The sequence below is a fragment of the Streptomyces sp. 4F14 genome (genome assembly GCF_048159485.1).
In the GTDB taxonomy this organism is placed as follows: Bacteria; Actinomycetota; Actinomycetes; order Streptomycetales; family Streptomycetaceae; genus Streptomyces.
In genome coordinates, this window is sequence record NZ_JBLRVY010000014.1 from 1 (window position 1) to 25,517 (window position 25,517).

22 protein-coding genes and 1 tRNA gene are annotated in these 25,517 nt (G+C 71.1%); 13 read left to right on the forward strand and 10 right to left on the reverse strand.

The window, feature by feature from the left end; genetic code table 11:
- Nucleotides 1-104: 104 nt before the first annotated feature.
- From ACLZOT_RS24170 to ACLZOT_RS24180, 3 genes are read right to left on the reverse strand one after another with little or no spacing between them, the layout of a single operon-like run.
- Nucleotides 105-2,252, reverse strand: coding sequence for an acetate--CoA ligase family protein (locus ACLZOT_RS24170; protein WP_416971139.1), 2,148 nt, complete (start codon nt 2,250-2,252; stop codon nt 105-107).
- A gap of 1 nt (nt 2,253) precedes the next feature.
- A complete protein-coding gene (gene frc, locus ACLZOT_RS24175; protein WP_416971343.1) occupies nt 2,254-3,486 on the reverse strand; it encodes a formyl-CoA transferase in 1,233 nt (410 codons plus the stop codon).
- A gap of 11 nt (nt 3,487-3,497) precedes the next feature.
- A complete protein-coding gene (locus tag ACLZOT_RS24180; protein WP_416971140.1) occupies nt 3,498-5,189 on the reverse strand; it encodes a thiamine pyrophosphate-binding protein in 1,692 nt (563 codons plus the stop codon).
- 325 nt (nt 5,190-5,514) lie between these two features.
- Between ACLZOT_RS24180 and ACLZOT_RS24185 the strand changes: the two genes are divergently transcribed.
- The 13 genes from ACLZOT_RS24185 (at nt 5,515) to ACLZOT_RS24245 (ending at nt 18,494) form a co-directional block, all read left to right on the forward strand.
- Nucleotides 5,515-5,602: transfer RNA gene (locus tag ACLZOT_RS24185), tRNA-Leu, on the forward strand.
- A 215-nt stretch (nt 5,603-5,817) separates the two neighbouring features.
- Nucleotides 5,818-7,086, forward strand: coding sequence for an ABC transporter substrate-binding protein (locus tag ACLZOT_RS24190; protein ID WP_416971141.1), 1,269 nt, complete (start codon nt 5,818-5,820; stop codon nt 7,084-7,086).
- A 6-nt stretch (nt 7,087-7,092) separates the two neighbouring features.
- Nucleotides 7,093-8,034, forward strand: a complete 942-nt coding sequence (locus ACLZOT_RS24195; protein WP_416971142.1) for a carbohydrate ABC transporter permease — start codon at nt 7,093-7,095, stop codon at nt 8,032-8,034.
- Entirely contained in the window at nt 8,034-8,975 is a 942-nt protein-coding gene (locus tag ACLZOT_RS24200) for a carbohydrate ABC transporter permease (RefSeq protein WP_416971143.1), read from the forward strand. Before ACLZOT_RS24195 ends, ACLZOT_RS24200 begins: the two co-directional genes overlap by 1 nt.
- Nucleotides 8,972-11,515 carry a beta-galactosidase gene (locus tag ACLZOT_RS24205; protein WP_416971144.1) on the forward strand — a complete coding sequence of 848 codons (2,544 nt, stop codon included), beginning with the start codon at nt 8,972-8,974 and terminating at the stop codon, nt 11,513-11,515. The genes ACLZOT_RS24200 and ACLZOT_RS24205 overlap by 4 nt, the downstream gene beginning before the upstream one ends.
- A gap of 16 nt (nt 11,516-11,531) precedes the next feature.
- Complete coding sequence (locus ACLZOT_RS24210) at nt 11,532-12,755, forward strand: ROK family protein (protein WP_416971145.1); 1,224 nt, start codon at nt 11,532-11,534, stop codon at nt 12,753-12,755.
- Between the two features lie 303 nt (nt 12,756-13,058).
- Nucleotides 13,059-14,261: an ATP-binding protein gene (locus ACLZOT_RS24215; protein WP_416971146.1), complete on the forward strand. Its 1,203-nt coding sequence runs from the start codon at nt 13,059-13,061 to the stop codon at nt 14,259-14,261.
- Nucleotides 14,258-14,659, forward strand: coding sequence for a roadblock/LC7 domain-containing protein (locus tag ACLZOT_RS24220; protein WP_416971147.1), 402 nt, complete (start codon nt 14,258-14,260; stop codon nt 14,657-14,659). Before ACLZOT_RS24215 ends, ACLZOT_RS24220 begins: the two co-directional genes overlap by 4 nt.
- Entirely contained in the window at nt 14,656-15,033 is a 378-nt protein-coding gene (locus ACLZOT_RS24225; RefSeq protein ID WP_416971148.1) for a DUF742 domain-containing protein, read from the forward strand. Before ACLZOT_RS24220 ends, ACLZOT_RS24225 begins: the two co-directional genes overlap by 4 nt.
- Complete coding sequence (locus tag ACLZOT_RS24230) at nt 15,008-15,601, forward strand: GTP-binding protein (RefSeq protein WP_416971149.1); 594 nt, start codon at nt 15,008-15,010, stop codon at nt 15,599-15,601. The genes ACLZOT_RS24225 and ACLZOT_RS24230 overlap by 26 nt, the downstream gene beginning before the upstream one ends.
- A 100-nt stretch (nt 15,602-15,701) precedes the next feature.
- Nucleotides 15,702-17,048, forward strand: coding sequence for a cytochrome P450 (locus tag ACLZOT_RS24235; RefSeq protein ID WP_416971150.1), 1,347 nt, complete (start codon nt 15,702-15,704; stop codon nt 17,046-17,048).
- 103 nt (nt 17,049-17,151) lie between these two features.
- Nucleotides 17,152-17,346: a hypothetical protein gene (locus ACLZOT_RS24240; protein WP_416971151.1), complete on the forward strand. Its 195-nt coding sequence runs from the start codon at nt 17,152-17,154 to the stop codon at nt 17,344-17,346.
- A complete protein-coding gene (locus ACLZOT_RS24245; RefSeq protein ID WP_416971152.1) occupies nt 17,343-18,494 on the forward strand; it encodes a tryptophan dimethylallyltransferase family protein in 1,152 nt (383 codons plus the stop codon). The genes ACLZOT_RS24240 and ACLZOT_RS24245 overlap by 4 nt, the downstream gene beginning before the upstream one ends.
- Nucleotides 18,495-18,565: 71 nt before the next feature.
- On the opposite strand, the gene ACLZOT_RS24250 is transcribed toward ACLZOT_RS24245, so the two are convergent.
- The 7 genes from ACLZOT_RS24250 to ACLZOT_RS24280 form a co-directional block, all read right to left on the reverse strand.
- Nucleotides 18,566-19,879 (reverse strand): flavin-containing monooxygenase, encoded by a 1,314-nt coding sequence (locus ACLZOT_RS24250; protein WP_416971153.1) that lies wholly within the window; start codon nt 19,877-19,879, stop codon nt 18,566-18,568.
- A gap of 174 nt (nt 19,880-20,053) precedes the next feature.
- Nucleotides 20,054-20,716, reverse strand: coding sequence for a GntR family transcriptional regulator (locus ACLZOT_RS24255; protein ID WP_416971154.1), 663 nt, complete (start codon nt 20,714-20,716; stop codon nt 20,054-20,056).
- The gene (locus tag ACLZOT_RS24260; RefSeq protein WP_416971155.1) at nt 20,713-21,714 is read right to left on the reverse strand and encodes a proline racemase family protein; all 1,002 of its coding nucleotides are present in this window, start codon (nt 21,712-21,714) and stop codon (nt 20,713-20,715) included. Before ACLZOT_RS24260 ends, ACLZOT_RS24255 begins: the two co-directional genes overlap by 4 nt.
- Nucleotides 21,715-21,772: 58 nt before the next feature.
- The gene (locus ACLZOT_RS24265; RefSeq protein ID WP_416971156.1) at nt 21,773-22,666 is read right to left on the reverse strand and encodes a dihydrodipicolinate synthase family protein; all 894 of its coding nucleotides are present in this window, start codon (nt 22,664-22,666) and stop codon (nt 21,773-21,775) included.
- A gap of 58 nt (nt 22,667-22,724) precedes the next feature.
- The gene (locus tag ACLZOT_RS24270; RefSeq protein ID WP_416971157.1) at nt 22,725-24,104 is read right to left on the reverse strand and encodes an NAD(P)/FAD-dependent oxidoreductase; all 1,380 of its coding nucleotides are present in this window, start codon (nt 24,102-24,104) and stop codon (nt 22,725-22,727) included.
- The gene (locus ACLZOT_RS24275; RefSeq protein ID WP_416971158.1) at nt 24,097-24,393 is read right to left on the reverse strand and encodes a (2Fe-2S)-binding protein; all 297 of its coding nucleotides are present in this window, start codon (nt 24,391-24,393) and stop codon (nt 24,097-24,099) included. Before ACLZOT_RS24275 ends, ACLZOT_RS24270 begins: the two co-directional genes overlap by 8 nt.
- Nucleotides 24,390-25,499: an NAD(P)/FAD-dependent oxidoreductase gene (locus tag ACLZOT_RS24280; RefSeq protein ID WP_416971344.1), complete on the reverse strand. Its 1,110-nt coding sequence runs from the start codon at nt 25,497-25,499 to the stop codon at nt 24,390-24,392. The genes ACLZOT_RS24275 and ACLZOT_RS24280 overlap by 4 nt, the downstream gene beginning before the upstream one ends.
- Between the last annotated feature and the right edge of the window lie 18 nt (nt 25,500-25,517).

A 25,517-nucleotide genomic window follows, 5' to 3' on the forward strand; every position in this document is an offset into this window, starting at 1 on the left:
GGGAGTAGCCGGGGGGGGGGGGGGGGGGGGGGCGGGGGGCGGGGCGGGGGGGGCGGGGGGGGGGGCCCCCGCCGCCCGGGGGCCCCCCCCCCGACCGCCTCACCTCATGAACCACCCCCGAGGAGCCCCGCCGCGCGCGCCCACCGGTACTTCGCGCCCAGCACGGCCACCGGCCGCTCCGTCGTGTACGGGTACGCGACGACCCCCCGCTCGAAGAGGTACTGGCACGCCTCCTCCACCTCGACGTCGCCCGCCAGCGACGCCACCACGGGCTTGTCGACGCCCCGTTCGCGGAACTCGGCCACCACGCGCGCGGTGAGCTCGGCGAAGACCATCGGGGGCGTGACGATCGTGTGCCAGTAACCGAGCACCAGCGCGTGCACGCGCGGGTCCTCCAGACCCAGCCGGATCGTCGCCTCGTACGTCGCGGGAGGCTCACCCCCGGTGATGTCCACCGGGTTGCCGGCCGCCCCGAACGGCGGGATGAACCGGCGGAACGCCGCATCCAGGTCCGGCGGGATCTCCATCAGGGACAGCCCGTTGTCCGTCACCGCGTCCGAAAGGAGCACCCCGCTGCCGCCCGCGCCGGTGATGATGACGACGTTGTCGCCGCGCGGCGTCGGCAGCACCGGCAACGCGCGCGCGTACTCCAGCATGTCGTGCAGCCCGGGAGCGCGGATCACCCCGGCCTGGCGCAGGATGTCGTCGTACACGGCGTCGTCGCCCGCCAGCGCGCCCGTGTGCGAGCCCGCGGCCCGCGCCCCAGCCGCCGTCCGCCCGGCCTTCAGGACGACGACCGGCTTCACCGGCACGGTCGCCCGCGCGGCCTCCACGAACGCCCGCCCGTCCTTCAGGTCCTCCAGGTGCATCGCCACGCACTCGGTGTGCGGGTCCTGCGCGAACCACGTCAGCAGGTCGTCCTCGTCCAGGTCCGACTTGTTGCCGAGGCCCACGATCGCCGACACGCCCGTGCGCGTACTGCGCGCGAACCCCAGGATCGCCATCCCGATCCCGCCCGACTGCGAGGTCAGCGCCACCCCGCCCTTCACGTCGTAGGGCGTGCAGAACGTCGCGCACAGGTCCTGCCAGGTCGAGTAGTAGCCGTAGATGTTCGGCCCCAGCAGCCGTACGCCGTACCGCTCGGCGATCTCCACGATCTCCGCCTGGAGGGCGTGCTCCCCGGTCTCCGCGAACCCCGAGGGGATCAGTACGGCGTTCGGGATGCCCTTGCGGCCGACCTCCTCCAGGGCGGCGGCGACGAACCGCGCGGGGATCGCGAACACGGCGACGTCCACCTCGCCCGGCACGTCCGCGACACTCCGGTACGCCTTGCGCCCCAGGATGTCGTCCGCCTTCGGGTTGACGGGGTGGATGTCCCCCGCGAACCCGCCGTCGACCAGGTTGCGCATCACCGAGTTGCCGATCTTGCCCGCCTCGTTGGACGCCCCGACGACAGCCACCGACCGGGGCCGCATCAGCCGCCCCATCGACGCGAGGATCTCCTCCCGCGAGTAACGCCGCCTCGCGCGCGCGGGCGCGTCGGACAGGATGATCCGTACGTCCGCCGCGCGCGCCCCCTCCGGGGTCGCGATCACCGGGTTGAGGTCCACCTCGGCGATCTCCGGGAACTCCGCGACCAGCAGCGACACCCGCCGGATCTGCTCCGCGAGCGCCCACCGGTCCACGCCGGGACGTCCCCGTACCCCTTCCAGTACGGGTGCCGCCCGGATCGAGTCCAGCATCGACAGCGCCTCGTCCGCGCTCACCGGCGCCAGCCGGAACGTGACGTCCTTCAGCACCTCGACGAGCACCCCGCCGAGCCCGAACGCCACCACCTTCCCGAACGTCGGATCGGTCACCGCCCCGACGATCACCTCCTGCCCCTCGGGCAGCAGCTCCTGGATCTGTACGCCCGTGATGCGCGCGTTCGCGTCGTACGCGCGCGCGTTGTCGACGATCCGGTGGAACGCGGCCCGCACGTCGGCCGCCCCCTCCACCCCGACGACCACCCCGCCGGCCTCCGTCTTGTGCAGGATGTCCGGCGACACGATCTTCATCACCACCGGCCCGCCGAACCGCGCCGCGTGCGCCACCGCCTCCTCGACGTCCCGCGCCAGCTCCTCGCCCGGTACGGCGATCCCGTACGCGTCGGCGACCTCCTTGCCCTCCGGCGCCGTCAGCGTCGTACGGCCCTGCGCGCGTACGGCGTCCAGCACCGCGCGCACGCGTGTCTCCCGGTCCTCGGCGAGCACCTCAGATCACCCCGTCCGACTTCAGCAGCCGCAGTTCGTCCGTGCCGAGGCCCAGCTCGGCGGCGTAGATCTCCTCGTTGTGCTCGCCCAGGAGCGGCGAACTCTTCACGTCGACGGGGGAGTCGGACAGTTTCAGCGGGCTGCCGACGGTCACGAACTCGCCCCGCTCCGGGTGCGCGACGCGCACGATCATCTCGTTCGCGATCAGCGACTCGTCCTCGACGATCTCCTTCGTCGACAGGATCGGCCCGCACGGCACGCCCCGGGCGTTCAGCCGGTCCAGGACCTCCCACTTCGGGAGCGTCGCCGACCACTCCTCGATCAGCTGGAACATCTTGTTCAGCTTCGGCAGCCGGGCCTGCGGGGTCGCCCACTCGGGGTCGTCGGCCAGCTCCGGACGCCCGATCAGCTCGGCGATCGGCCGCCAGCCGACGGGCTGCACGATGACGTACACGTAGTCGTTCGGACCGCCCGGGGCGCACCTGACCGCCCAGCCCGGCTGGCCGCCGCCGGACGCGTTTCCGGAACGGGGAACTTCCGTGCCGAAGTCGTCGTTCGGATATTCAGAGAGCGGCCCTCGTGCCAGGCGCTGCTGGTCCCGGAGCTTCACCCGGCACAGGTTGAGTACGGCGTGCTGCATGGCCACGCCGACCCGCTGACCGCGCCCGGTTTTCTCGCGCTGGAGCAGAGCCGCGAGAATCCCCGCCACGGCGTGCACCCCCGTCCCCGAGTCCCCGATCTGGGCCCCCGTCGCCAGCGGCGGCCCGTCCTCGAACCCCGTGGTCGACATCGACCCGCCCATCGCCTGAGCGACGACCTCGTACGCCTTGAAGTTCGTGTACGGGCCGTCCCCGAACCCCTTGATGGAGGCATAGACGATCCGTGGATTGATCTCCTGGACCCGCTCCCAGGTGAACCCCATCCGGTCCACCGCGCCCGGGCCGAAGTTCTCGACCAGGACGTCCGAGCGCCGGATCAGCTCGGTGAGGATCTCCTTGCCGCGCTCGGTCTTGGTGTTGAGGGTGATGCTGCGCTTGTTGCAGTTCAGCATCGTGAAGTACAGCGAGTCGACGTCCGGGAGGTCGCGCAGCTGGCCGCGCGTGATGTCCCCGGAGGGCGCCTCCAGCTTCACGACGTCCGCGCCGAGCCAGGCGAGCAGCTGGGTCGCGGAGGGGCCGGACTGGACGTGGGTCATGTCGAGGACACGGATGCCGTCTAGGGCCTTGCCGGTCATGGGCGTCAACCTCACTTGTACATCGTCTGGTTCATGGTTCCGGGGGCGTACGCGTCCGGGTCGACCCAGACGTTGATCAGCGAGGGCTTGCCAGACTCGCGGGCCCGCCGGAGCGCGGGGGCGATGTCGGTGGGGTCGCGGACCTCCTCGCCGTAGCCGCCGAGCATCCGCGCGAACTGGTCGTAGTGGACGTCGCCGAGGGTGTTGCCGACCCGCTGGCGGGCCTCGCCGTACTTGCGGGCCTGGCCGTAACGGATCTGGTTCATCGAGGAGTTGTTGCCGACGATGCCGACGAACGGCAGGTCGTAGCGCACGAGGGTCTCGAAGTCCCAGCCGGTCAGGGAGAACGCGCCGTCCCCGAACAGGGCGACGACCTCCTTGTCGGGGCGGGCCTGCTTCGCGGCGAGCACGAAGGGGACGCCGACGCCGAGGGTGCCGAGTGGGCCCGGGTCCATCCAGTGGCCGGGGGACTTGGGCTGCACGACCTGCCCCGAGAAGGTGACGATGTCGCCGCCGTCGCCGATGTAGATCGAGTCCTCGGTGAGGAAGTCGTTGATCTCGCTGACCAGCCGGTAGGGGTGGATCGGCGAGGCGTCCGACCGCAGTTGCGGCAACCGCTTCTCGAGCGCGGCCTGTTCGACGGCCCGCAGCTCGTCCAGCCACTCCTTGCGGCCCGCCGCACCGCCGTTGAGGCGCCCGGACGCGGCCTCGGTGACCTGCTTCAGGACGAGCCCCGCGTCGCCGACGATCCCGAGGTCGATGTCCCGGTTCTTGCCGACGGTGCGGTAGTCGAGGTCGATCTGGACGACCGTCGCGTCGGGGGAGAGGCGCTTGCCGTAGCCCATGCGGAAGTCGAACGGCGTCCCGACGATCACGATGACGTCGGCGCCGGAGAACGCGTAGCGGCGCGAGAGCTGGAAGTGGTGGGGGTCGCCGGGCGGGAGGGTGCCGCGGCCCGCGCCGTTCATGTACGCCGGGATGTTCAGGGTGCGGACCAGGTCGATCGCCGCCTCGGTGCCGCGCGTCGTCCACACCTGGCTGCCCAGCAGGATCGCCGGTTTCGCGGCGTGTATCAGCAGGTCGGCGAGGCGCTCGACCGCCTCGGGGTCGCCGGCCGAGCGGGTCGAGGCGCGGTAGGCGCCGGCCTGCGGGACACGGGCCTTGTCGACGGGGACCTTCGCGTCCAGGACGTCGCGCGGGATCTCCAGGAACGCCGGTCCCGGGGCGCCGTGGTAGCACTCGCGGAACGCCATCGACACCATGTCGGCGGCGCGGGCCGTGTCCGGGACGGTCGCCGCGAACTTCGTGATCGGCGCCATCATGTCGACGTGCGGGAGATCCTGGAGGGAGCCCATCTTGTGCTGGGTGAGCGCCCCTTGACCGCCGATCAGCAGCATCGGCGACTCGGCGCGGAAGGCGTTCGCGACGCCGGTCACCGCGTCCGTCGTACCCGGGCCCGCGGTGACGACCGCGCAGCCCGGTTTGCCGGTGATCCGGGCGTAGCCGTCGGCGGCGTGGGCGGCGACCTGTTCGTGGCGGACGTCGACTACTTCTATCCCCTCGTCGACGCAGCCGTCGTAGATGTCGATGATGTGGCCGCCGCAGAGCGTGTAGATGCGGTCGACCCCTTCGGCCTTCAGTGCTTTGGCGACGAGATGACCGCCGGAGACGGTGCTCCCGGCGTCCTGGGTGTCCTCGGGCATGGCGGAACCTGTCCCTTCGTAGGGGTGGTCGCAGGAGGAAGGAATGCCGTATGCGGCACATTGCATACAGTCGACGAATACTGTATGGACCTTGTTATCCCGCATCCGGGGGGCGGTGTCCAGAGGGTGCGGAACACTTTCGGACATCCGGATTCCGGCCCGCGGGGCCCTGTGGGGGTAGGGGCCGCAAGGTCGTGTGACGGGCCCGTCGCTCAAGGTGACGGCGCCCTCCGGCCTGCGGATACGCAGGTGAAACCCACCCCGAAACCTTGGTATTGTTGTCCATGTCGCCGCGGGGAACACCCCCGCGAACGGCAGACACCTTGTCCGGGTGGCGGAATGGCAGACGCGCTAGCTTGAGGTGCTAGTGCCCTTTATCGGGCGTGGGGGTTCAAGTCCCCCCTCGGACACCAGCGAAGACCCCTGTTGATCAGGGGTCTTTTTGTTGTCCAGGGCCCTCCCCGAAGTGGAACCCTGCCGAAACCGATGCGGAACAAGGGCTTGTGGCCGGTTTCATCGAGGGTTAATTTAACCGCCACGCAAAGCCGCGGCTGGCTGATCGGAACGTCCTGATGTGCGTTCGCACACCTCAACCTGGGGATGAGTCATGCCAGTTGACAGAATTCAGATGTCGCGCCGAGGGTTCCTCGGGATGAGCGCGGCGGCCGGGGTCGTCACGCTCACGGCGTGTGGGAGCTCCGCTTCGGGGTCCAGCGGGGGTCCGCTCGTGATGACCGTGTGGGGCGGCGACCCGGACCGCAAGGCGTACCAGGCGCGGATCGACGCGCTGGTGAAGAAGTTCCCGGAGCTGAAGGTCAAACTCCAGCTCATCCCCAGCGACTCGTACCCGCAGAAGGTCCAGACGATGATCGCGGGCGGCAACGGCCCCGACATCATGCAGGTCGCCGAGAGCGTCAACACCTACGCCAGCAAGAACCAGTTGCTGCCCCTCGACGACCTGGCCAAGAAGGCGTCCCTCGACACCACGCAGCGCTTCGGCCCGGTCGGTGACATCTACGCCTACCAGGACAAGAAGTACGCGATCCCGGACCGCTCCGGCGCGATGATCGTCTACTACAACAAGGAACTCTTCGCGAAGAAGGGCATCAAGGCCCCGACCGCCGAGTGGACGTGGGACGACGCGCTCGCCGCGTTCAAGGAACTCACCATCCCCGGCAAGCAGTGGGGCTACGGCGGCGCCGGCTGGTGGCCGCAGTGGTGGAGCTTCGTCTACCAGAACGGCGGCCAGATCATCGACGACAACGGCCGCCCCGCCGTCGACAGCGACGCGGCGGTCGAGGCCCTCCAGTGGGCCGGCGACCTGCTCTTCAAGCACAAGGTCGTGCCCAGCGCCAAGGACTACGCCGACATGGGCGCGAACATCGGCGGCGACCAGGCGTTCGCCAACCAGAAGGTCGCCGTCAACGCGACCGGCTTCTGGGCCATCGCCGGCCTGACGACCACGAAGTTCGCCTGGGACATCGCCCCGCTGTGGCGCGGCAAGAAGCAGGCGGTGTCCGCGTTCGGCAGCGGCCTCGCCATCTCCCGCACCTCGAAGCGGTCCGAGGACGCCTTCAAGGCCATCGACTTCCTCACCTCCGCCGAGGCCCAGAAGGAGATCATCTCCTCCGGTCAGGACGTCCCCGCCAACCTCGAAGTGCAGAAGAGCGACGCCTTCCTGAAGCCGGCGTGGATGAAGACCCAGGTCGACATGGGCGTGTTCGCCGAGTCCAGCGAGTTCGTCTTCCGCGCGCCCTTCATCCCCGAGTGGAACGAGATGCAGGCCGCGATGCAGAGCGGTCTCGCCGACTTCTGGCTCGGCAAGCAGACCGACGCCAAGAAGGTCCTGACGGCCGTTCAGAAGAGCCTCGAGTCCATCATCAAGTCCGCGGGATGACCGGCCATGGCAACCCCCACCGTGCCCTCGGCTCCCCTGAAGAAGCCGGGCGCCTCGAAGCGCCGCAGGCGTGAGGCCCTCGCCTTCTACCTCTTCATCTCCCCCTGGATCATCGGCTTCCTGGTCTTCCTCCTCGGGCCCATGATCGCGTCGGTCTACTACTCCCTCACCGACTGGGACTCCTTCACCCCGCCCAAGTGGGTCGGCCTCGACAACTACACGAAGCTCCTCACCGACGACCCGGTGTTCTGGAAGGCCCTCTGGAACACCTTCTACTACGCGGCCATCTCGGTCCCTCTCGGCCTGATCCTCGGCCTGTGGCTCGCGAACCTCCTCAACAAGCAGGTCAGGGCACGGAAGTTGTTCCGCACCCTGATCTACCTGCCCACGCTGGTCCCGCTCGTCGCCACCGCGATGATCTTCAAGATGGTCCTCGCCCCCTCGGGGCCGGTCAACGACTTCCTCGGCCTCTTCGGCATCTCGGGCCCGGCCTGGCTGATCGACGGACCCTGGGTGAAGCCCGCCCTCATCCTGATGTCCGTCTGGGGCGCGGGCAGCGCGACCGTCCTGCTTCTCGCCGCGATGAAGGGCATCCCGAGGGAGCTGTACGAGGCCGCCGAGGTCGACGGCGCCAGTGCCACCCGGCAGTTCTGGAGCATCACCCTGCCCCACCTGACGCCGATCATCTTCTTCAACCTGATCATGGGCCTGATCGGCGCGTTCCAGGTGTTCGCGCAGGTCTACATCCTCACCCCGAAGAGCAACGCGGCGGCCTACGACGCGGCCCAGACCATGGTGCCGCTCCTGTTCGACCAGGCGTTCGGCTTCTACCACATGGGATACGCCTCGGCGATCTCCTGGCTCCTGTTCGCCGTGATCCTCGTCTTCACGGCGCTCGCCTTCCGCACCGCCCGCCGCTGGGTGTTCTACGAGACCGAGGTGAAGTGATGGCCGGCCTGCTCACCGCCGCGCCCCCGCAGCCGGACGCGGCCCAGGAGCCGCAGGGCAAGCGGCGCCTGATCAAACGTCAGGAAGCTCCCGCCGTGCGGGCGTTCCGCGCGACCCCGTTCACCTACGGCACGCTCCTCATCGTCGCGGCGATCCTCTCCACCCCGCTGGTCTTCGTCGGCTCGATCGCGCTGTCCAGCGACGCGACCGTGAACGCCAACACCTTCACGATCATTCCGCGCGAGTTCCACTGGGACAACTTCTCCCGGGTCTTCGGCACCGAGCTGCCGATGGGCACCTTCCTGCTCAACTCCGTGCTCATCTCGCTGTTCTCGGTCGTCGGCCAGGTCCTCTCCAGCGGCCTCGTCGGCTACGCCTTCGCCCGGCTGCGCGCCCCCGGCAAGAACGCGATCTTCCTCGTCGTCATCGCCACGATGATGATCCCGACGCAGATCACGATGATCCCCCAGTTCATCCTCTTCCGGGACCTCGGCTGGGTGAACACCTACCTCCCGCTGATCGTGCCGAACTTCTTCTCCAACGCGTTCAACGTGTTCCTGGTACGGCAGTTCGTCTCGCGGCTGCCCAGCCAGCTCGACGAGGCGGCCATGATGGACGGGCTCGGCTTCTTCGGGATCTACCGGCGGATCATGTTCCCGATGCTGCGCCCGGTCCTGATCGCGATCGGCATCTTCACCCTCACCCATACGTGGGGCGACTTCATGGGCCCCCTCATCTACCTCAACGACGAGTCCAAGATGCCGCTCGCGCTCGGCGTGCAGTACATCACCAGCACCTCGGCCGCCATGCAGGCCCCGCCCTGGAACCTCGTCATGGTCGGCTCGATCCTGCTCGCCCTCCCCATGATCATCGTCTACTACATCGGACAGAAATACCTCTACGAGATGGACATCAGCGGCGGAAGCGCAGGAGTCAAGTGAGTATCCGTATCGACGGCCGCGCCATCTGGCTCGACGGCCGCCCCCGCACCCTCCTGTGCGCCTCCCTCTTCTACTTCCGCCTCCCCAGGGAGCAGTGGCGGTCCCGCCTGGCGCAGGTGAAGGCGTCCGGGTACACCTGTGTCGACGTCTACCTCCCGTGGAACTTCCACGAACTCGCCCCGGGCGAGTGGTCGTTCGAGGGCCGGCGGGACGTCGCCGCGTTCCTCGACCTCGCGCACGAGCAGGGGTTGTACGTCATCGCCCGGCCCGGACCCTATATCTGCTCGGAGTGGGACGGCGGCGCCCTGCCCGCCTGGCTGGGCCTGGACGAGGAGTTGAGGGTCCGTCAGAACGAGCCGCGCTTCCTGGAGCGGGTCGCCGAATGGTACGACCGTGCGCTTCCGCTGCTCGCCGAGCGGCAGTACCCGGCGGGCGGCCCGGTCGTCATGGTGCAGTTGGAGAACGAGCTCGACTTCTTCGACTGCGCCGACCGCACGGGGTACTTGACGGCGCTGAGGGACATGGCGCTGGCCCACGGCGTCACCGTCCCCCTGATCGCCTGCTCCGGGCAAGGGGACATCGCCGGCGCGACCGGCGACGTACCCGGCATCGTCGCGGCCTGTAACTTCTACCCGGACGACGACTCCCCGGACATCGAGCCCGAAGTCCGCCACTACGCCGACCTGTTGGCGAAGCGGGACGTCCCGCTCCTGGTCACCGAGACCAACCGGCGCCACCGCACCCTGCGCCGGCTGCTGGCGAGCGGGGCGAAGCTGATCGCGCCGTATCTCCAGGCGTCCGGCTGGAACTTCGGCTACACCCCGTCCGCCGGGAACTGGGGCAGCCCCGGCAACTTCATGAGCCACGGCTACGACTTCGGCGGCTATGTCTCCTCGACCGGCGTCGAACGCCCCGAGTTCACCGAGGCGAAGCTCCTCGCGAAGGTCCTCGACACCTGGGGCGACCGGCTCGCCCTCGCGACGCCGGGGGATCAACTGGCCGACGTACGCTGCGACTTCGTGACCAGCTCGACGGCCGCGACGCTGGACCTCCCGGGCGGCGGGCACCTCGTCGCCGTACCGCATCTGGGGACGGCCCCGGGTACGGCCGTCGTCGGCGGCACCTCCGTCGAAGTCGCCCCGGACTCGTGCCCCTTGATGGCCGTCGGCGTGCCCCTGGAGCCCTGGGGGATCGACGCCACCCTGGCCCTCGCCTCGGCGGATCTCGTCGCGGCCGGGGAAGGCACCCTGGTGTTCGCCGCCACGGTCCCGGTGACCGTCGTCGTCGACGACGCCCACGCCGTGGTCCCCGTGCCGGGGCGGGCGGTGGTTGCGGGAGCGACGGTCGTCGTGCTGGCGCCGGACGAGGCGGTGCGGGTGCGGGAGGTCGGTGCGGACGGTGCCGTGGTCCTCGCCGACGCGGGCCGCGCACCGGTCGTCGTGGAGCCGGCCCGCGTGGAGGAGGTGCGGGTGCGGACGGAGGCGGCGCCCGAGCGGGCCGCCGGGGTGCACACGCTGCCGCCCGCGCTGGAGGCGCTCGGCGTGTACCGGGGGCGCGGCACCTACCGCGCCACCACCGACCTGACCGGCGTCGACGAGCTGCTGCTGACCGGGGCCGCCGACATCGTGGACCTGACGGTCGCGGGGCGTGTCCACGCCACGCTCACCGGGTTCGGGGCCGCGCACAGCATCGACGTACGGGACGTGACGGGGGCCGTCGACGTCGAGGCCGTCGTCGAGATCTGGGGGCACGCCAACTTCGACGACGCCCGGCTGCCCGCGCTCGGGCTCGGCGCGCTGCGCGGGCTCGGGCGGCTGTGGAAGGTCCGCGAGTCGGCCGACGTGTCCGCGGTGTGGACGGTCGGCGGACACTGGGCGGGCGACCCGGCGCCGCTGCGCACGCTCGGAGGCTGGAGCAGCACCCGGATCGGGACGCCCGTCACCTATACCCGTACGCTGCACGCCGCGACCGACGCCGCGTTGCAGGTGCAAGGGGTGGTCGAGCCGATCGTGGCGCGTGTCGACGGGGGCGGGCCGCAGGTCCTGAACGCCGAGAACCCGTGGCTGGCGCTGCCTCCCGGCGCCCATGAGGTCGCCCTCACCCTGCCGCATCACCCGAGCGGACCGGGGCTGCGGGCGCGGCTGCTCGGCCTGGACGCCGTACAGGAGTGGTCCTGCGCGGTGCAGGACGACGTCCGGCTCACGGCGTTCGCGGGGGAGCGGGGGCTCGCGGAGGTCGTCCGGCTGCCGCTGGCGCTGAAGCCGGGGCAGGAGGCGTGGATCGACCTCGATCTGCCGGACGACGCCGGGCGGCTGATCCGGCTCGACGGCACGCAGGTGCGGGTGACCGCGTGGGCGGCCGGGGAGTGTCTCGGGCGGGTCTGGGCGGGGCCGCGGCCCGTGTTCTCCGGCGGGAACCCGGACGTGCTGTGGGTGCCGCGCGGCTGGCAAGGGCCCGTCACCCTGCTCGCGCGGGGAATGGAGGGGCGCGGCGAGCCGGAGATCCGTACCCTGACGCTGGAGTCGGCGACAGGAGCCTGAACCAGGGGGGAACAGCGTGGCGCGGCACACGGCACAGGACCTGCGCAGCGAGAACCGTTTCGCGGTGCTGCACGCGCTGTTCGACCTCGGGCCCTCCTCCCGCCAGGAGCTGGCCCGGCACACCGGGCTCAGCCAGGCGACCGTGACGACCCTGGTCGGCGAGTTCCTGGCGGAGGGCGTCCTCGTCATCACGGCGCGGGAGCGCGGCGGGGTCGGCCGGCCCTACGAGCGGCTCGCCATCGACCCCGGCCGGGGCCGGATCGTCGGCGTCGACGTCGCCGAGACCTATGTCGCCGCCGCCGTGTACGACCTCACCCTGGGCGTCCTCGGCGAGGGCGAGGTGGCGCTCGACGAGCACGAGAACGGCCAGGGGTACGTCGTCGACGGCATCGTCGCCGCGATCGGCCAGGCCGTCGACGCCGGCGGCACCGGCCGGGACCGGATCGTCGGTGTCGGGGTGAGCATGCCCGGGCACGTCCACCCAGGCGCCGGTGTCTCGGTGTTCGCCCCGAACTGGGACTGGCACGACGTCAGGATCGAGGAACTCCTCGCCGACCGGCTGGAGCTGCCCGTCCACGTCGACAACCCGCTGAAGGCGGTCGCCCTGTCCGAGATGTGGTTCGGGGTGGGGCGCGGCGTCGACAGCATGGCCGTCGTCAACCTCGGCACGGGCGTCGGCGCCGGCCTCGCCCTGGACGGCTCGCTGATCCGGGGCGCCACCAACAACGCGGGGGAGTGGGGCCACACCCTCCTGGAGCTGGACGGCCGCCCCTGCCGCTGCGGGCGGCGCGGCTGCGTCGAGGCGTACCTCGGGGCCGCGGGCCTGGAGGCGACGCTCGCCGCGATCACCCCGGACCACCCGGCGCTGGGGCGCAGAGGGCAGCGGGACTTCGTGGTCGCCGTCGCCGAAGGGCTCGCCGCGGGCGACCCCGCCGTACGGGAACTCCTCGCGCGGACCGCGCGTTATCTGGGTGCGGCGCTCGGGGACCTGGTCAATCTGCTGAACGTGCCGACGATCACGCTCACCGGCTGGATGTCCCGCGCCCTGGCCGAGTGGCTCGTCCCGGCCGTCCGTGAGGAGCTGCCCCGGCATGTGCTGCCGGGCTCGCTGCCGGGGCTGACGCTCCAGGCGTCCCCGGTGCCGGGGAACGCGGTGGCGCTGGGAATGGCCGCGTTCACGCTGGAACGGTTCCTGGAGCGGCTGGGGCTGGCGAGTCCGGCGCGCGCCCGGGTCCAGTAGCCCGGGTTCAGTAGGGGGCGCGGTCCACTACCGCCGGTTACACCGCGGGCCTGGGCGTACGGATTGCTTCGGCTCCTTGTCGACAAGTCATCGCCGCTCCCTTACTTCGCAACTGACTGACCGTCAATGTCCATTCGGGCCACGGGATTGGCGGTCCTTGACCGGTTCTCGCGGTGATACGATCACGGCGCTTGCAGAGCGGGCGGATGGGTGCACGACGATGCCCCCGGTGCGGGCGGTCCGCCGGTCCTCCCGCAGTGACGGAATTCAGCTACTGGCCGTCAGTCGCCTGAAGAGAGTCTTATGACGCATTACATAGAGAAACCGGCCTTTTGGGCTCTCCTCGCATTGTTGGCCTTGTTGGCCCTCGCGATCGCCCTCGTCGTCCGCCTGCGCCGGACGGCCCGCGAATTGAGGCAGGAAGTCACCGGCCTCAAGACGCACTACGCCGAACTGGAGAACCAGTACACGGAATCCGTCGAAGCCGCCCAGGAAAGGGCGGAAGAAGCGACGAAGACGGTACTGAAATCCGCGATGCGCACCCTCCAGGGCCTCGCCCTGGAACAGCAGCTCATCGTCTCCCGGCTCCAGAACAAGTACGGTGACTCGGTCATGCTCCAGGACCTCCTGGAGATCGACCACACCAACTCCCAGTTCGGCCGCCGCGCCCAGTCCATCGCCGTGCTCTGCGACGGCTGGCTCGGCCGCCAGCGCGACGTCGCCTCCGTCTACGACGTGGTCCGCAGCGCCCAGGGACGCGTCCGCCACTACCGCCGGATCGAGATCCTCTCGCAGGTCGACTTCGGCATCACCAGCCGCGCCGTCGAACCCGTCGCGCTCGCCCTCGCCGAGATCCTCGACAACGCCACCAGCTATTCCAGCCCGGACACGGTCGTCGAGATCAACATTCGCACCGTGCCCAAGGGAATCTGCATCGTCGTCGACGACGCCGGTGTCGGCATGAACGACGAGGAACGCGTCAAGGCGGAGAAACTCCTCTCCAGCGAACGCGTCAACGGCGTCTCCGCACTCGGAAATCCCCCGCAGTTCGGCTTCGCGGTCATCGGCGTGCTCAGCGAGCGTTTCGGCTTCGAGGTGTCCGTCGACTCCTCCTCCCCGTACGGCGGCGTCCGCGCCGTCCTGCTCCTGCCGCACGACCTCCTCACCGGCGCTCCCCAGCAGAAGGAGCCCGCACCGGTCGTCACCACGGTCAGCGCCTCCGAGTACGGCGGCCCCGAGGCGGCCACCCCGCTCACCACCGCCACGACCTCCGACGGCCTGCCCAAGCGGCGCCGCAAGCGGCCGATGGCGATCGTGCCGGGCAGCTCCTCGGACGACACCCCCGCCCGCGCGAACGGGCGCGGCTCACGCTCCGGCGCGGAGACCGCCGCGATCATGGGCGCCTTCCAGCGCGGCACCCAGTCCGGCCGGGCCGGCCGCGGCGACGGCGCGGACCAGACGAGCAGCACAAGAGGTGCGAGCAGCGAAGGGCATGATGTCTCGTGAACGCCGATCTGTCATGGATGCTTGACAGCGCCCTGGAGATTCCAGGCGCCCTGCACGCCGTCCTGATCTCCGCCGACGGGCTCCTGATGGCCCGCACCAAGGAGTTCGACAAGGACAACGCCGACCGGGTGGCCGCCGCGATGAGCGGCGTGCAGTCGCTCAGCCGTTCCCTCGCCTTCTTCTGCGAGGACAGCTCCCAGCAGTGGCGCCAGACCCTCGTCGAGTTCGACGGCGGCTGGGTCTTCCTCATCTCCGCGGGCGAGGGCGCCTACCTCGGCGTCTCCGCGACCCCGGAGGTCGACATGCAGGACATCACGTTCCGCATGCAGCAACTCGTCGGCCAGCTCGGCAAGGCGCTCACCACGCCGCCGCGCGAGAACATCGGCGTCCAGGCATGACCGGATACGGCGAACTCGAACCCCAGACGCCGGAATTAGTGCGACCGTACGTCATCACCCGGGGCCGCGGACTGCCCGACGAGGGCCAGCTCTCGCTGATCACCCTGGTCACGGCCGCCCCCGGCGACCGGCGCCGGCCGACGAGGCTCACCCCCGAGGAGCAGAGCCTCCTCGACCTGTGCGAGGCCGGTTACCTGTCGGTCGCCGAGATCGCCGGGCACACCCAACTGCCCCTGGGCGTCGTGAAGATCCTCCTCGCAGCCCTCGTCGAGGCCGGTCATCTCGTCACCCGCCCGCCCGTCCAGCGGGCTCCCCTCGCCGACCGGGAAATCCTGGAGGAGGTGCTGAATGGTCTCCGCGCAAAGTTTGGATGAGACGGCGTACGTCCGCGGCGGCGAGCAGCAGACGGCCGTCAAGATCCTCGTCGTGGGCCACTTCGCGGTGGGCAAGACCACGTTCATCGGGGCGATCTCCGAGATCGAGCCGCTGACCACCGAGGAGACGATGACCCGGGCCGCCGAGTCCGTCGACGACCTCAAGGGCGTCCAGGGCAAGACCACCACCACGGTCGCCATGGACTTCGGCCGCCTCACCATCAGCGACCGGGTCGTGCTCTACCTGTTCGGCACCCCCGGACAGCAGCGCTTCGTGCAGATGTGGGAGGACATGGCACGCGGCGCGCTCGGCGCGCTCGTCCTCGTCGACCCCGAGCGGCTCGCCGACTCCTTCAACGTCATCGACCTCATCGAGCAGTACGGCCTCGACTACGCCATCGCCGTCAACCACTTCGACGGCTCGCCCCCGCGCGACGAGGCGGCCCTGCGCGAGGCCCTCGACCTGCTGGACGACACCCCCGTCGTCACCTGCGACGCGCGCGACGAGAAATCCTCGGCCGAGGCGCTGATCAAGCTGGTGGAGTTCCTGATGGCCCGCTCCCACTGACACCCACTCTTCTGACACGGGATCAACGGGGGTCCTGTCAGGGCGAGTTGCCCCGACCGTTCACCGAACTTGCTCACTGGAAAAGGCAGACGAAGCAAACATGGACGACGACCGATCCACCACCCCGGTGCCCCCGCCCGGGTGCCCGGCGCACAACTCGGGCGGCCGAGTGCCGCTGTACGGGCCGGAGTTCGCGGCCGACCCGCAGGCGTACTACAGCTACATGCGCCACTACGGGCCGACCGCACCGGTGGAACTCGCCCCCGGAGTCGAGGCCACCCTCGTCACCGACTACGCCACCGCCCTCCAACTCCTCCAGGACACCGGCTCGTTCCGCAAGGACGCGCGCCGCTGGCGGGACTTCATGAACGGCAAGGTCGCCCCGGACAGCCCGGTGACCCCGCTGCTCGCCTACCGGCCCAACTGCATGTTCAGCGACGGTGCCGAACACCTGAGGCTGCGTCAGGCCGTCACCGACAGCCTCGCGAAGATCGACTCGCGCAAGCTCGGCCACAGCATCGAGCGGATCTCCGGCTACCTCATCGCCCAGTTCTCCGCACGCGGTTCGGCCGACCTCCTCGGCGACTACGCCAAGCAGCTCCCGCTGTTCGTCTTCAACGAACTCTTCGGCTGCCCCGCCGACATCGGCGACCGCGTCCTGTTCGGCATCTCCGGCATGTTCGACGGCATCAACGCCGAGAAGTCCGCCGAGGTCCTCTACCAGGCCATCGGCGAACTCGTCGTCCTCAAGCGCTCCCGCCCCGGCGAGGACGTCACCACCTGGCTGATGCGCCACCCGTCGGCGCTCACCGACGAGGAGATGGTCCACCAGCTCGCCCTGCTCCTCGGCGCCGGCATCGAGCCGCTGCGCAACCTCATCGGCAACACCCTGCACCGGCTCCTGACCCACGACCGCTACGGCGGGGGCGGCGGACTCATCGAGGAGGCGATGGACGACACCCTGTGGGAGAACCCCCCGATATCGAACTTCGCCGCCCACTACCCCTCCGCCGACCTGGAGTTCGCCGGCCACAAGGCGGCCGAGGGCGACCTCATGCTCGTCAGCTTCGTCGCCGCCAACACCGGCCCCGCGCTGACCGCCGCCCGGCAGGCCGGCAGCAACCGCGCCCACCTCTCCTGGAGCGCGGGCCCGCACGCCTGCCCCGCCAAGGACCCCGGGCGGCACATCGCCGTCGCCGCCATCGAGAACCTCCTCAACCAGCTCCCCGACGTCGAACTCGCCGTCCCCGAGGGCAGCCTGACCTGGCGTCCGGGACCCTTCCACCGGGCGCTCGCCGCGCTGCCCGCGCGCTTCACGCCGGTCCAGCCGGTGCAGCGGCCCGCGCCGCAGCCGCGTACCCAGGCACCGGCGCCGAGCGTCGACGCCGGGCGCAGGCCCGAACGCGGGGGTGTGTGGAGCCAGTTCCTCAACTGGCTCACGAAGTGATTCACACAACATCCACAGGGTTCGTCATATCCGCATGATGGTTCGTCACCGGGGGTAGTGAGCAACGCGGTATCCGTGTTGCTCATGAGACGAAGGAGGCGTCATGGAGCTGAAGTTCCGCGACACCACCGCGCTCCCGCGCCCCGCCCGGCAGGCCCGCAGCGGGCCGTACATACCCGGGGGGCGCCCGGCCGCCCCCACCCCGACGGCCCAACTCCACAGCAGCGACCACGAGATACCCGCCCGGCAGGGCGGGTATTTCCACGTCGGCACCGCGCTCCCGGGGGTGGCGCGATGACTGTCACCGCCCCCCGGCCCGGCGAGGGGGCGCCGACCCTCGGAGCCCTCACCGTCGGCCAGTTGCTCCGCCTGTGCGACGTCGCCGGGCTCGCCCCCGCCGACGCCGAGCACTACGCCGCCGTCCTCCTCACCGCCCTCGGGCCGGTCGCCGAACGGCCGTTGGACCTGCCGCCGCCGACCCGCACCTTCCTCTCCGACGATCACACCCCCGTCGAGTTCTCCCTCGCCCACCTCCCCGGCAGACCACCCGCCCTGCGCGTCCTGCTCGAACCCGGCTGCCTGGAAGACGACTTGGCGGGCAACGGTCGTAGGGGACTCGCCGCCGTCCATGAACTGGCCCGCGCCTGGAACTTCTCCACCGCCCAACTCGACGCGCTCACCGACCTGTTCCTCCCCGACGACCCCCACGGGCCGCTCGCCCTGTGGATCGCCCTCGAACTGCGGGCCGGCGGCGTACCGGCCGTGAAGGTCTACCTCAACCCCGCCGCCTCAGGACCCCGGCACGCGGCGGCGACCGTACGGGAAGCCCTCGGGCGCCTCGGCCACCGGGACGCGTTCGCCGCGCTGCCCGAAGCCGACGGCTACCCCTTCCTCGCCCTCGACCTCGGTGACTGGGACACACCCCGGGCGAAGGTCTACCTCCGGCACGACGACCTCACCGCCGCCCGCGCCGGCACCCTCTGCAGGACCGTACCCGGCCCCTCGGCCGAGGAGATCGAGGAGTTCCTCACGCTCGCCGGGGGCTTCGACGGCGCTCGCGACCGGCTGCGCGTGCCACTGGCCGGACGGCCCGGGCTGACCTGCCACGCCTTCACCGAGAACCGCACCGGGCTGCCCAGCGGGTTCACCCTGCACATCCCGGTCCGCGACTACGTCCGCCACGACGGGGACGCCCTCGCCCGCGCCGCCTCGGCCCTGCGCCGCTACGGCATGAACCCGGCGGCCCTGCGCCGCGCCATGGCCGCCCTCACCTCCCGCCGCCCCGAGGACGGCGCCGGGCTCATCGCCTACCTGGCCCTCGTCCACCAGCAGGACCGGCCCGCCCGCATCACCACCTACCTGTCCGCCGAGGCGTACGAGGTCCGCGCGCCGCTGGTGCGGATGCCGGCGCATGCCGGGGTGCTGTCCGACATGGAGATGTCATGAGCATGGCATAAAAGCCGAGGGGGGTGGGGGGACTCCCCTCGGAGCGATCAGAAGGCGTACGGCCCTGCGCCTCACTCGTCGCGCAGCTCCGCCAGGTGCTCCGCGACCGCGACCTGGGTCGACGAGCCCTCCACCTGGCCGTACTGACCGGCGATCCCCGCGAGGTAGTCCGCGATCTCCTTGCGCATGACCTCGGGGTCCGGGAGGACCGCCTCGCCCGTGACGATCCGGGCGATCCAGCGGGCCTGGGCCTCCACGAGACGGGTGATGGAGCCGAGGGGGCGGACCAGGCCGGTGAAGTACAGGCCCGGCCGGCCGGCCGCGACGACCCGCTTGTACAGCTCCACCGCGCCGCCCGGCCCGGTCGGGCAACCGGCGGGCAGGAAAGGGAAGTCCATGCGGTAGCCGGTGCAGTAGACGATCGTGTCGGCGGCCACCGACGTGCCGTCGGTGAACACGGCCCGGCCGCCGTCGAGGCGCTCCAGCGCGGGCTTCGGGGTGACCGCGCCGTGCCGGATCCGGCTCAGGATCTCGTCCGAGATGGTGACCGCCGAGGCGAACAGCGGGTGGTCGGGCTCGGGCAGGCCGTAGTCCGACAGCTTGCCCCGGACGACGAGCAACGCCTGCTCGATCAGGCGCCGTTGCTCCTCCAGGGACATCGCCGTCCACCACGGCGCGTCCGCGATCTCGTCCAGGGCCATGCCGAAGAGCTGCTTCGGCAGCACGTGCAGCCCCCGGCGCACCGACAGCACCGTGTGCTCCGCGTGCCGGGACAGGTCGGCGGCGATGTCGACGGCCGAGGCGCCGAGGCCGACGACCACGACACGGCGGCCGGCGAAATCGCTGCCGTCGCGGTAGTCGAGGGCGTGGAGAATCGTTCCGTCGAAGGTGTCGGCGCCCTCGGGGAGGGCCGGCATCACGGGCTGCGTGTTGTGGCCGGAGGCGACGATGACGTGGTCGAAGCGGCGCTCGGTGCCTGCGCCGGTGTCTGTGCCTGTGCTGGTGTCTGTGCTGGTGCCTTTGCTGGTGACGGTCCACGAACCGTCGTCCTCCTGGCGCACCGACTCGACCGTCGTGTTCAGCTCGATGTGGTCCGTGAGGCCGGCCCACTCGGCGAACGACCGCAGATACGCGGCGACTTCGCTGTGCCGGGGGTACAGCGGGTACGCGGCCGGCATCGGGAAACCGGCGTAACCGGTCAGCTGCTTGGCCGTGTTGAGGTGCAGCGACAGGTAACCGGGGCCGCGCTCACCGGCGTCGGGCTGCCGCCACAGGCCGCCGACCTCCGGCGCCTTCTCCAGGCAGACGAAGTCGACGCCGTGCTCCTTGAGGGCCCGCGCCGTCGCCAGTCCCGACAGTCCCGCGCCGATCAGGCATACGCGCATGCTGATTTCCCCACTTCCCGCACAGGAACGACACCATCCTTTCGCCCAGCGGGGATTGACATGCCCACATGACGCTCACGTCACTCACGCCACAGCGGCGACAAGGATCACAGGAGGCGGTCTTGTGCGCCGGGGACCGTGCGGTGGGGGCTCAGCGCCCTTTGGTGCGGCGGCTCAGTCCCGCGCCGCCGCCCACAGCCCCCGTACATGGCCCAGATGACGGGCCATGACCGCGCGGACGGCCCCCTCGTCGCGAGCCGACAACGCGTCGAGGAGATCGAGGTGCTCCTCTGCGGAGGCGGTCAGCCGGCCCGAGGCGGCGAGGGCCTCCAGACCGTACAGCCGGGAGCGGCTGCGCAGGTCGCGGACCACCTCCACCAGGTGCGCGTTGCCCGCCAGGGCGAGCAGGTCCAGATGGAAACGGGTGTCCGCCTCGACGTACGCGATCAGGTCACCGGCCGCCGCCGCGGTCACGATCTCCTGGGCGACGGGCCTCAGCGCCGCCAGGGCCGCCGGATCCGTGGTCATGGCGAGCGAGACCACCGTGGGGATCTCGATCAGCGCCCTGATCTGCTTGTACTCGTCGAGCTGTACGTCGGACACCCCCGTGACCCGGAACCCCTTGTTCGGCACCGCGGCGACTAGACCCTCCTTCGCCAGCACGAGCATCGCCTCCCGCACGGGCGTCACCGACACCCCGAACCGCGCCGCCACCCCCGGCGCCGAGTACACCTCCCCGGGCCGCAGCTCGCCCGCGATCATCGCCGCCCGCAGCGCGTCCACGACCTTCTCCCGGTAACTGCTGCGCCGGCCCAGCTCGGGGAGGTTCTCCGTCACAGGACGAACCCCGCCGGGAACGGGTCGGTCGGGTCCAGCAGGTACTGGGCCGTCCCCGTGATCCACGCGCGGCCCGTGAAACTGGGGAGCACGGCGGGGCGGCCGGCCACCTCCGTCGTCCCGAGGAGCCGGCCGGTGAAGCGGGTGCCGATGAAGGACTCGTTCACGAACTCGGTGTGCAGGGGGAGTTCACCGCGCGCGTGGAGCTGCGCCATGCGCGCGCTCGTGCCCGTACCGCACGGGGAGCGGTCGAACCAGCCCGGGTGGATCGCCATCGCGTGCCGGGAGTGGCGGGCCGTGGAGCCGGGGGCGATCAGGTGGACGTGGTGACAGCCCCGGATCGACGGGTCCTCCGGATGTACGGGCTCCTCCTCGGCGTTGATCGCCGCCATCAGGGACAGCCCCGCCCGGAGGAGGTCGTCCTTGCGGGCACGGTCGAAGGGCAGCCCGAACTGGTCCAGCGGCAGGATCGCGTAGAAATTGCCGCCGTACGCAAGGTCGTACGTCACCGTTCGCCCGTCGGCCAGCGTGATCTTGCGGTCGAGCGCCACCGAGAACGACGGCACGTTCTGGAGCGTCACGTTCTTCGCCCGGCCGTCCTCCACCGTGACCTCGGCGACGACCAGGCCCGCCGGGGTGTCCAGCCGGATCGTCGTGACCGGCTCGGTGACCTCCACCATGCCGGTCTCCACCAGGACGGTCGCCACGCCGATCGTGCCGTGCCCGCACATCGGGAGATAGCCGGACACCTCGATGTAGACGACACCCCAGTCGCAGTCCGGGCGGGTCGGCGGCTGGAGGATCGCGCCGCTCATCGCCGCGTGCCCGCGCGGCTCGTTCATCAGCAACTGCTTGACGTCGTCGCGGTGTTCACGGAAGTACAGCCGCCGCTCGTTCATCGTCGCGCCGGGGACGGTGCCGATGCCGCCGGTGATCACCCGGGTCGGCATGCCCTCGGTGTGCGAGTCGACGGCGTGCAGGACGAGTTTGCTGCGCATGTCCGGTTCCCTTTCCCTGAGTTGACCAAGTCGCCGGTGACGTACGCGAGTTGAGGCGTCACGCGAGGCCGGCGGCCACGGCCTTCTCGGTCGCCGCGCGTACCGCCGCCTCCTGCTCCGGGAGCAACTCGACGCGGGGCGGGCGGCATCGGCCTCCGTGGCGGCCCACGACGTCCATCGACAGCTTGATCGCCTGGACGAACTCGACGCGTGAGTCCCAGCGGAGCAGGGGGTGCAACTGGCGGTACAGCGGGAGCGCGGTGGCGAGGTCCTGCGCCACCGCCGCCCGGTACAACTCGACCGAGGCGCGCGGCAACGCGTTCGGGTAGCCGGCGACCCAGCCCTTCGCACCCGCCACGGCCAGCTCCAGCAGGACGTCGTCCGCGCCGATCAACAGGTCCAGTTCCGGGGCCAGTTCGGCGATGCGGTAGGCCCTTCGGACGTCGCCGGAGAACTCCTTCACACCCTGGATGTGACCCTCGCCGTGCAACCTCGCGAGCAGCTCCGGGACCAGGTCGACCTTGGTGTCGATCGGGTTGTTGTACGCCACGACCGGCAGCCCGGCCGCCGCGACCTCGGCGTAGTGGCCGACCACCGCGCGGTCGTCCGCGCGGTACGCGTTCGGCGGGAGCAGCATCACCGCGCCGCAGCCCGCCTCGGCCGCCTGCTCGGTCCAGCGGCGGGACTCCGCCGCGCCGTACGCCGCGACCCCGGGCATGACACGGTCGCCGCCGATCGCCGCGACGGCCGTTTCGACGACCCTCGTCCGCTCCTCGGGGGTCAGGGTCTGGTACTCGCCGAGGGAGCCGTTCGGGACCACGCCGTCGCAGCCGTTGGCGATGAGCCAGGTGCAGTGGTCGGCGTACTTGTCGTAGTCGACGGAGAGGTCGTCGTCGAGGGGGAGGGCGGTGGCTACGAGGACGCCGTGCCAGGGGCGGGAAGTGGTGGTCATGGGGTCCCTCCGGGGCGGGTTCGGTGGTGCTCGGTGGGTGGGGGCGGGGTGCTGTGTGTCATGGGCCGTCAGCCGTACCGCCGGCCTCGTCCTGCTCCGCCAGCACCCCCAGCGGTACGGGTCTGGCCAGCATCCGGCGTCCTGGTACGAGTGCGCAGCCCGCGATGCCGGCCACTCCCGGTTCGCACATGCGGCCCTGGCACCAGCCCATTCCCGCCCTGGTCAGCAGCTTCACGGTGCGCAGGTCGCCCGCGCCCAGGTCGTCCACGGCCTCGCGGACGGCGCCGGCCGTGACCTCCTCGCAGCGGCATACGACCGTGTCGTCCGTGACGTGGTCCGTCCAGCGGGCGGGTGGGGCGTACGCGCTGTCGAGTGCCGCGAAGAACGTGCGCAGCCGGGTCCTGGTACGGGTAGCGGGTGCCCAACTCGCCGGGTCTGGGCGGGTGTTGTGCAGGCGAGCGGCGGCCGAGCGGCCCGCGATGTGGCCCTCCGCGAGGGAGAGGGCCGCGCCGCCGATGCCGGTGGCCTCGCCGGCGGCCCAGACGCCGGGGACGTCGGTGCGCTGCTCGGTGTCGACGCGTACGGCGGGGCCGTCGAGGGTGCAGCCGAGGCCGTCGGCGAGGTCGGTGTGGGGGAGGAGGCCGTGGCTGACGGCGAGGGTGTCGCAGGGGATGCGGTGCGTGCGGTGCGACCGGACGTCGGTGACGGTCACGGCCTCCAGGCGGTCGGTGCCGTGCGCCTCGACGACGGTGTGACGCGTCATCACCTTCGTTCTGTGGCGCAGGAGTTGGGCCGCGTACCCTGCCCCCTCGGCGAGCTTGGCCGGCTCTCGGACCAGGGCACCCGTACGCCGTACGAAGGCCCGGGGGTCGGCGGAGTCCACCAGTGCGACGACCCGTGCGCCCGCCGAGGCGAGGCCGGTCGCGACCGGCAGGAGCAGGGGGCCGGTGCCCGCGACGACGGCGGTGCGGCCGGGCAGGACGAGGGCGCCCTTGAGCATGGCCTGCGCGCCGCCCGCCGTGAGGACGCCGGGGAGGGTCCAGCCGGGGAAGGGGAGGACCTTCTCGTAGCCGCCGGTCGCGAGCAGGACGCCGTCGGCGCGCACGGCGACGGATTCTTGTTGCTCGGGTCCGAGGAGTGCGTGCACGGTGAGGCCCGCCGGCTCCCGCTCCACGCACCAGACATGATGATCCGTCAGGAGTGTGACGCGGTGGGTTTCGAGGCCCGCGCGCAGACGTTCCCAGGTGCGCCACTGATGGTGCAGGGACTGCGGGCGGCGGGCGCCGAGGGCCGGAGCGGGCTGGCGGTAGAACTGGCCGCCGGGGCCCTGGCCGGCGTCCACCACGGTGACGCGGACGCCGCGCGCGGAGGCCGCCAGGGCGGCGGCGAGCCCTGCCGGACCGGCGCCGATCACCGCGAGGTGGGGAGGTTCAGTCATGGCCGGTTCCTGACTGGGTGCGGACATCCGCCCCGGGTTCGGCCGGGACCAGGCATGCGCGCTGGTCTGTGCGGCCGTCGACGGTGACGAGGCAGTCGTGGCAGACCCCGATCCCGCAGAAGACGCCGCGTGGGGTGGCGGTGGCGCGGGTCGTGCGCCAGGACACGACACCTGCCGTCCAGAGGGCGGCGGCCACTGTCTGGCCGGGGAGCGCCTCGACGGGGCGGCCGTCGAACGTGAGGGTGAAGGCGGGGCCGGGGCGGGCGCGGACCAGGTCGAGGGGGTTCACGCGGCGGCCTCCTCGGGGAAGCGGTCCGGGCGGAACGGGGTCAGGTCGAGGTCGGGCCTTGTGCCGTGCAGGAGTTGGGCGATCAGGTGGCCGGTGCCGGTCGCCAGGCCGATGCCCGCGCCCTCGTGTCCGCAGGCGTGGTAGAGGCCCGGCACCCTCAAGTCGGCGCCGATGGCCGGGAGATGGTCGGGGAGGTAGGGGCGGAAACCCAAGTACGTGCGCATCGCCCGGACTTGGGCGAGGAACGGGAACAGCCGGGTGGCACCCGCGGCGAGCGCCCGTACGACGGGCAGGGAGAACGAGCGGTCGAAGCCGACGCGTTCACGGCTCGCGCCGATCAGCACGGGACCCGCCGCCGTACCCTCGACGACCGGCGAGGTCTGGAGCGCCGCCGAGTCGCTGGCCACGTCCGAGACGTAGTCGGCGGCGTACACCTTGTGCCGGACGCGGCGCGGCAACGCCTCCGTGACCAGCACGAACCCGCGACGCGGGAGCACCGGAAGACGCACCCCGGCGAGCGCGGCGACCTCACCGCCCCAGGTCCCGGCCGCGTTCACCACGGCCGGCGCGTACAGGTCGCCCCGGTCGGTACGTACGCCGCGTACGGCGCCGTCGGCCCCGCGCAGCACCTCGGTGACGGTCCGGCCGGTCTCGACGCGTGCACCCGAGGCCCGCAACAGGTGGGCGGCGGCGAGGGTCGGCATCACCTGGGCGTCCTGCGGATACAGCACCCCGCCCGCGAGACCGGGCGCCAAGTACGGCTCCAAGTCCGGGAGTTCGTCGGGGGCGACCGGTGTCGTCGTCACCCCGGCGGCGCGCTGTGAGCCGGCCAGGGCCGTGAGGGCGGTGAGGCTCTCGGACGTGGCCGCGACGACCAGGCCGCCCTTCGGCTCGTACTCAAGGGCAGGGCCGTGCTTCTGTGCCAGTTCGGTCCACAACCGGCCGGACAGCAGGGCGAGTTCGAGTTCCGGGCCGGGTTCCTTGTCGGAGACGAGGAGGTTCCCCTCGCCCGCGCCGGTCGTCCCGCCGGCCACCGGGCCCCGGTCCACGACGACGACGTCCAGTCCGGCACGGGCGGCGTACAGCGCACAGGCGGCGCCGACCATGCCGGCACCCACGACCAC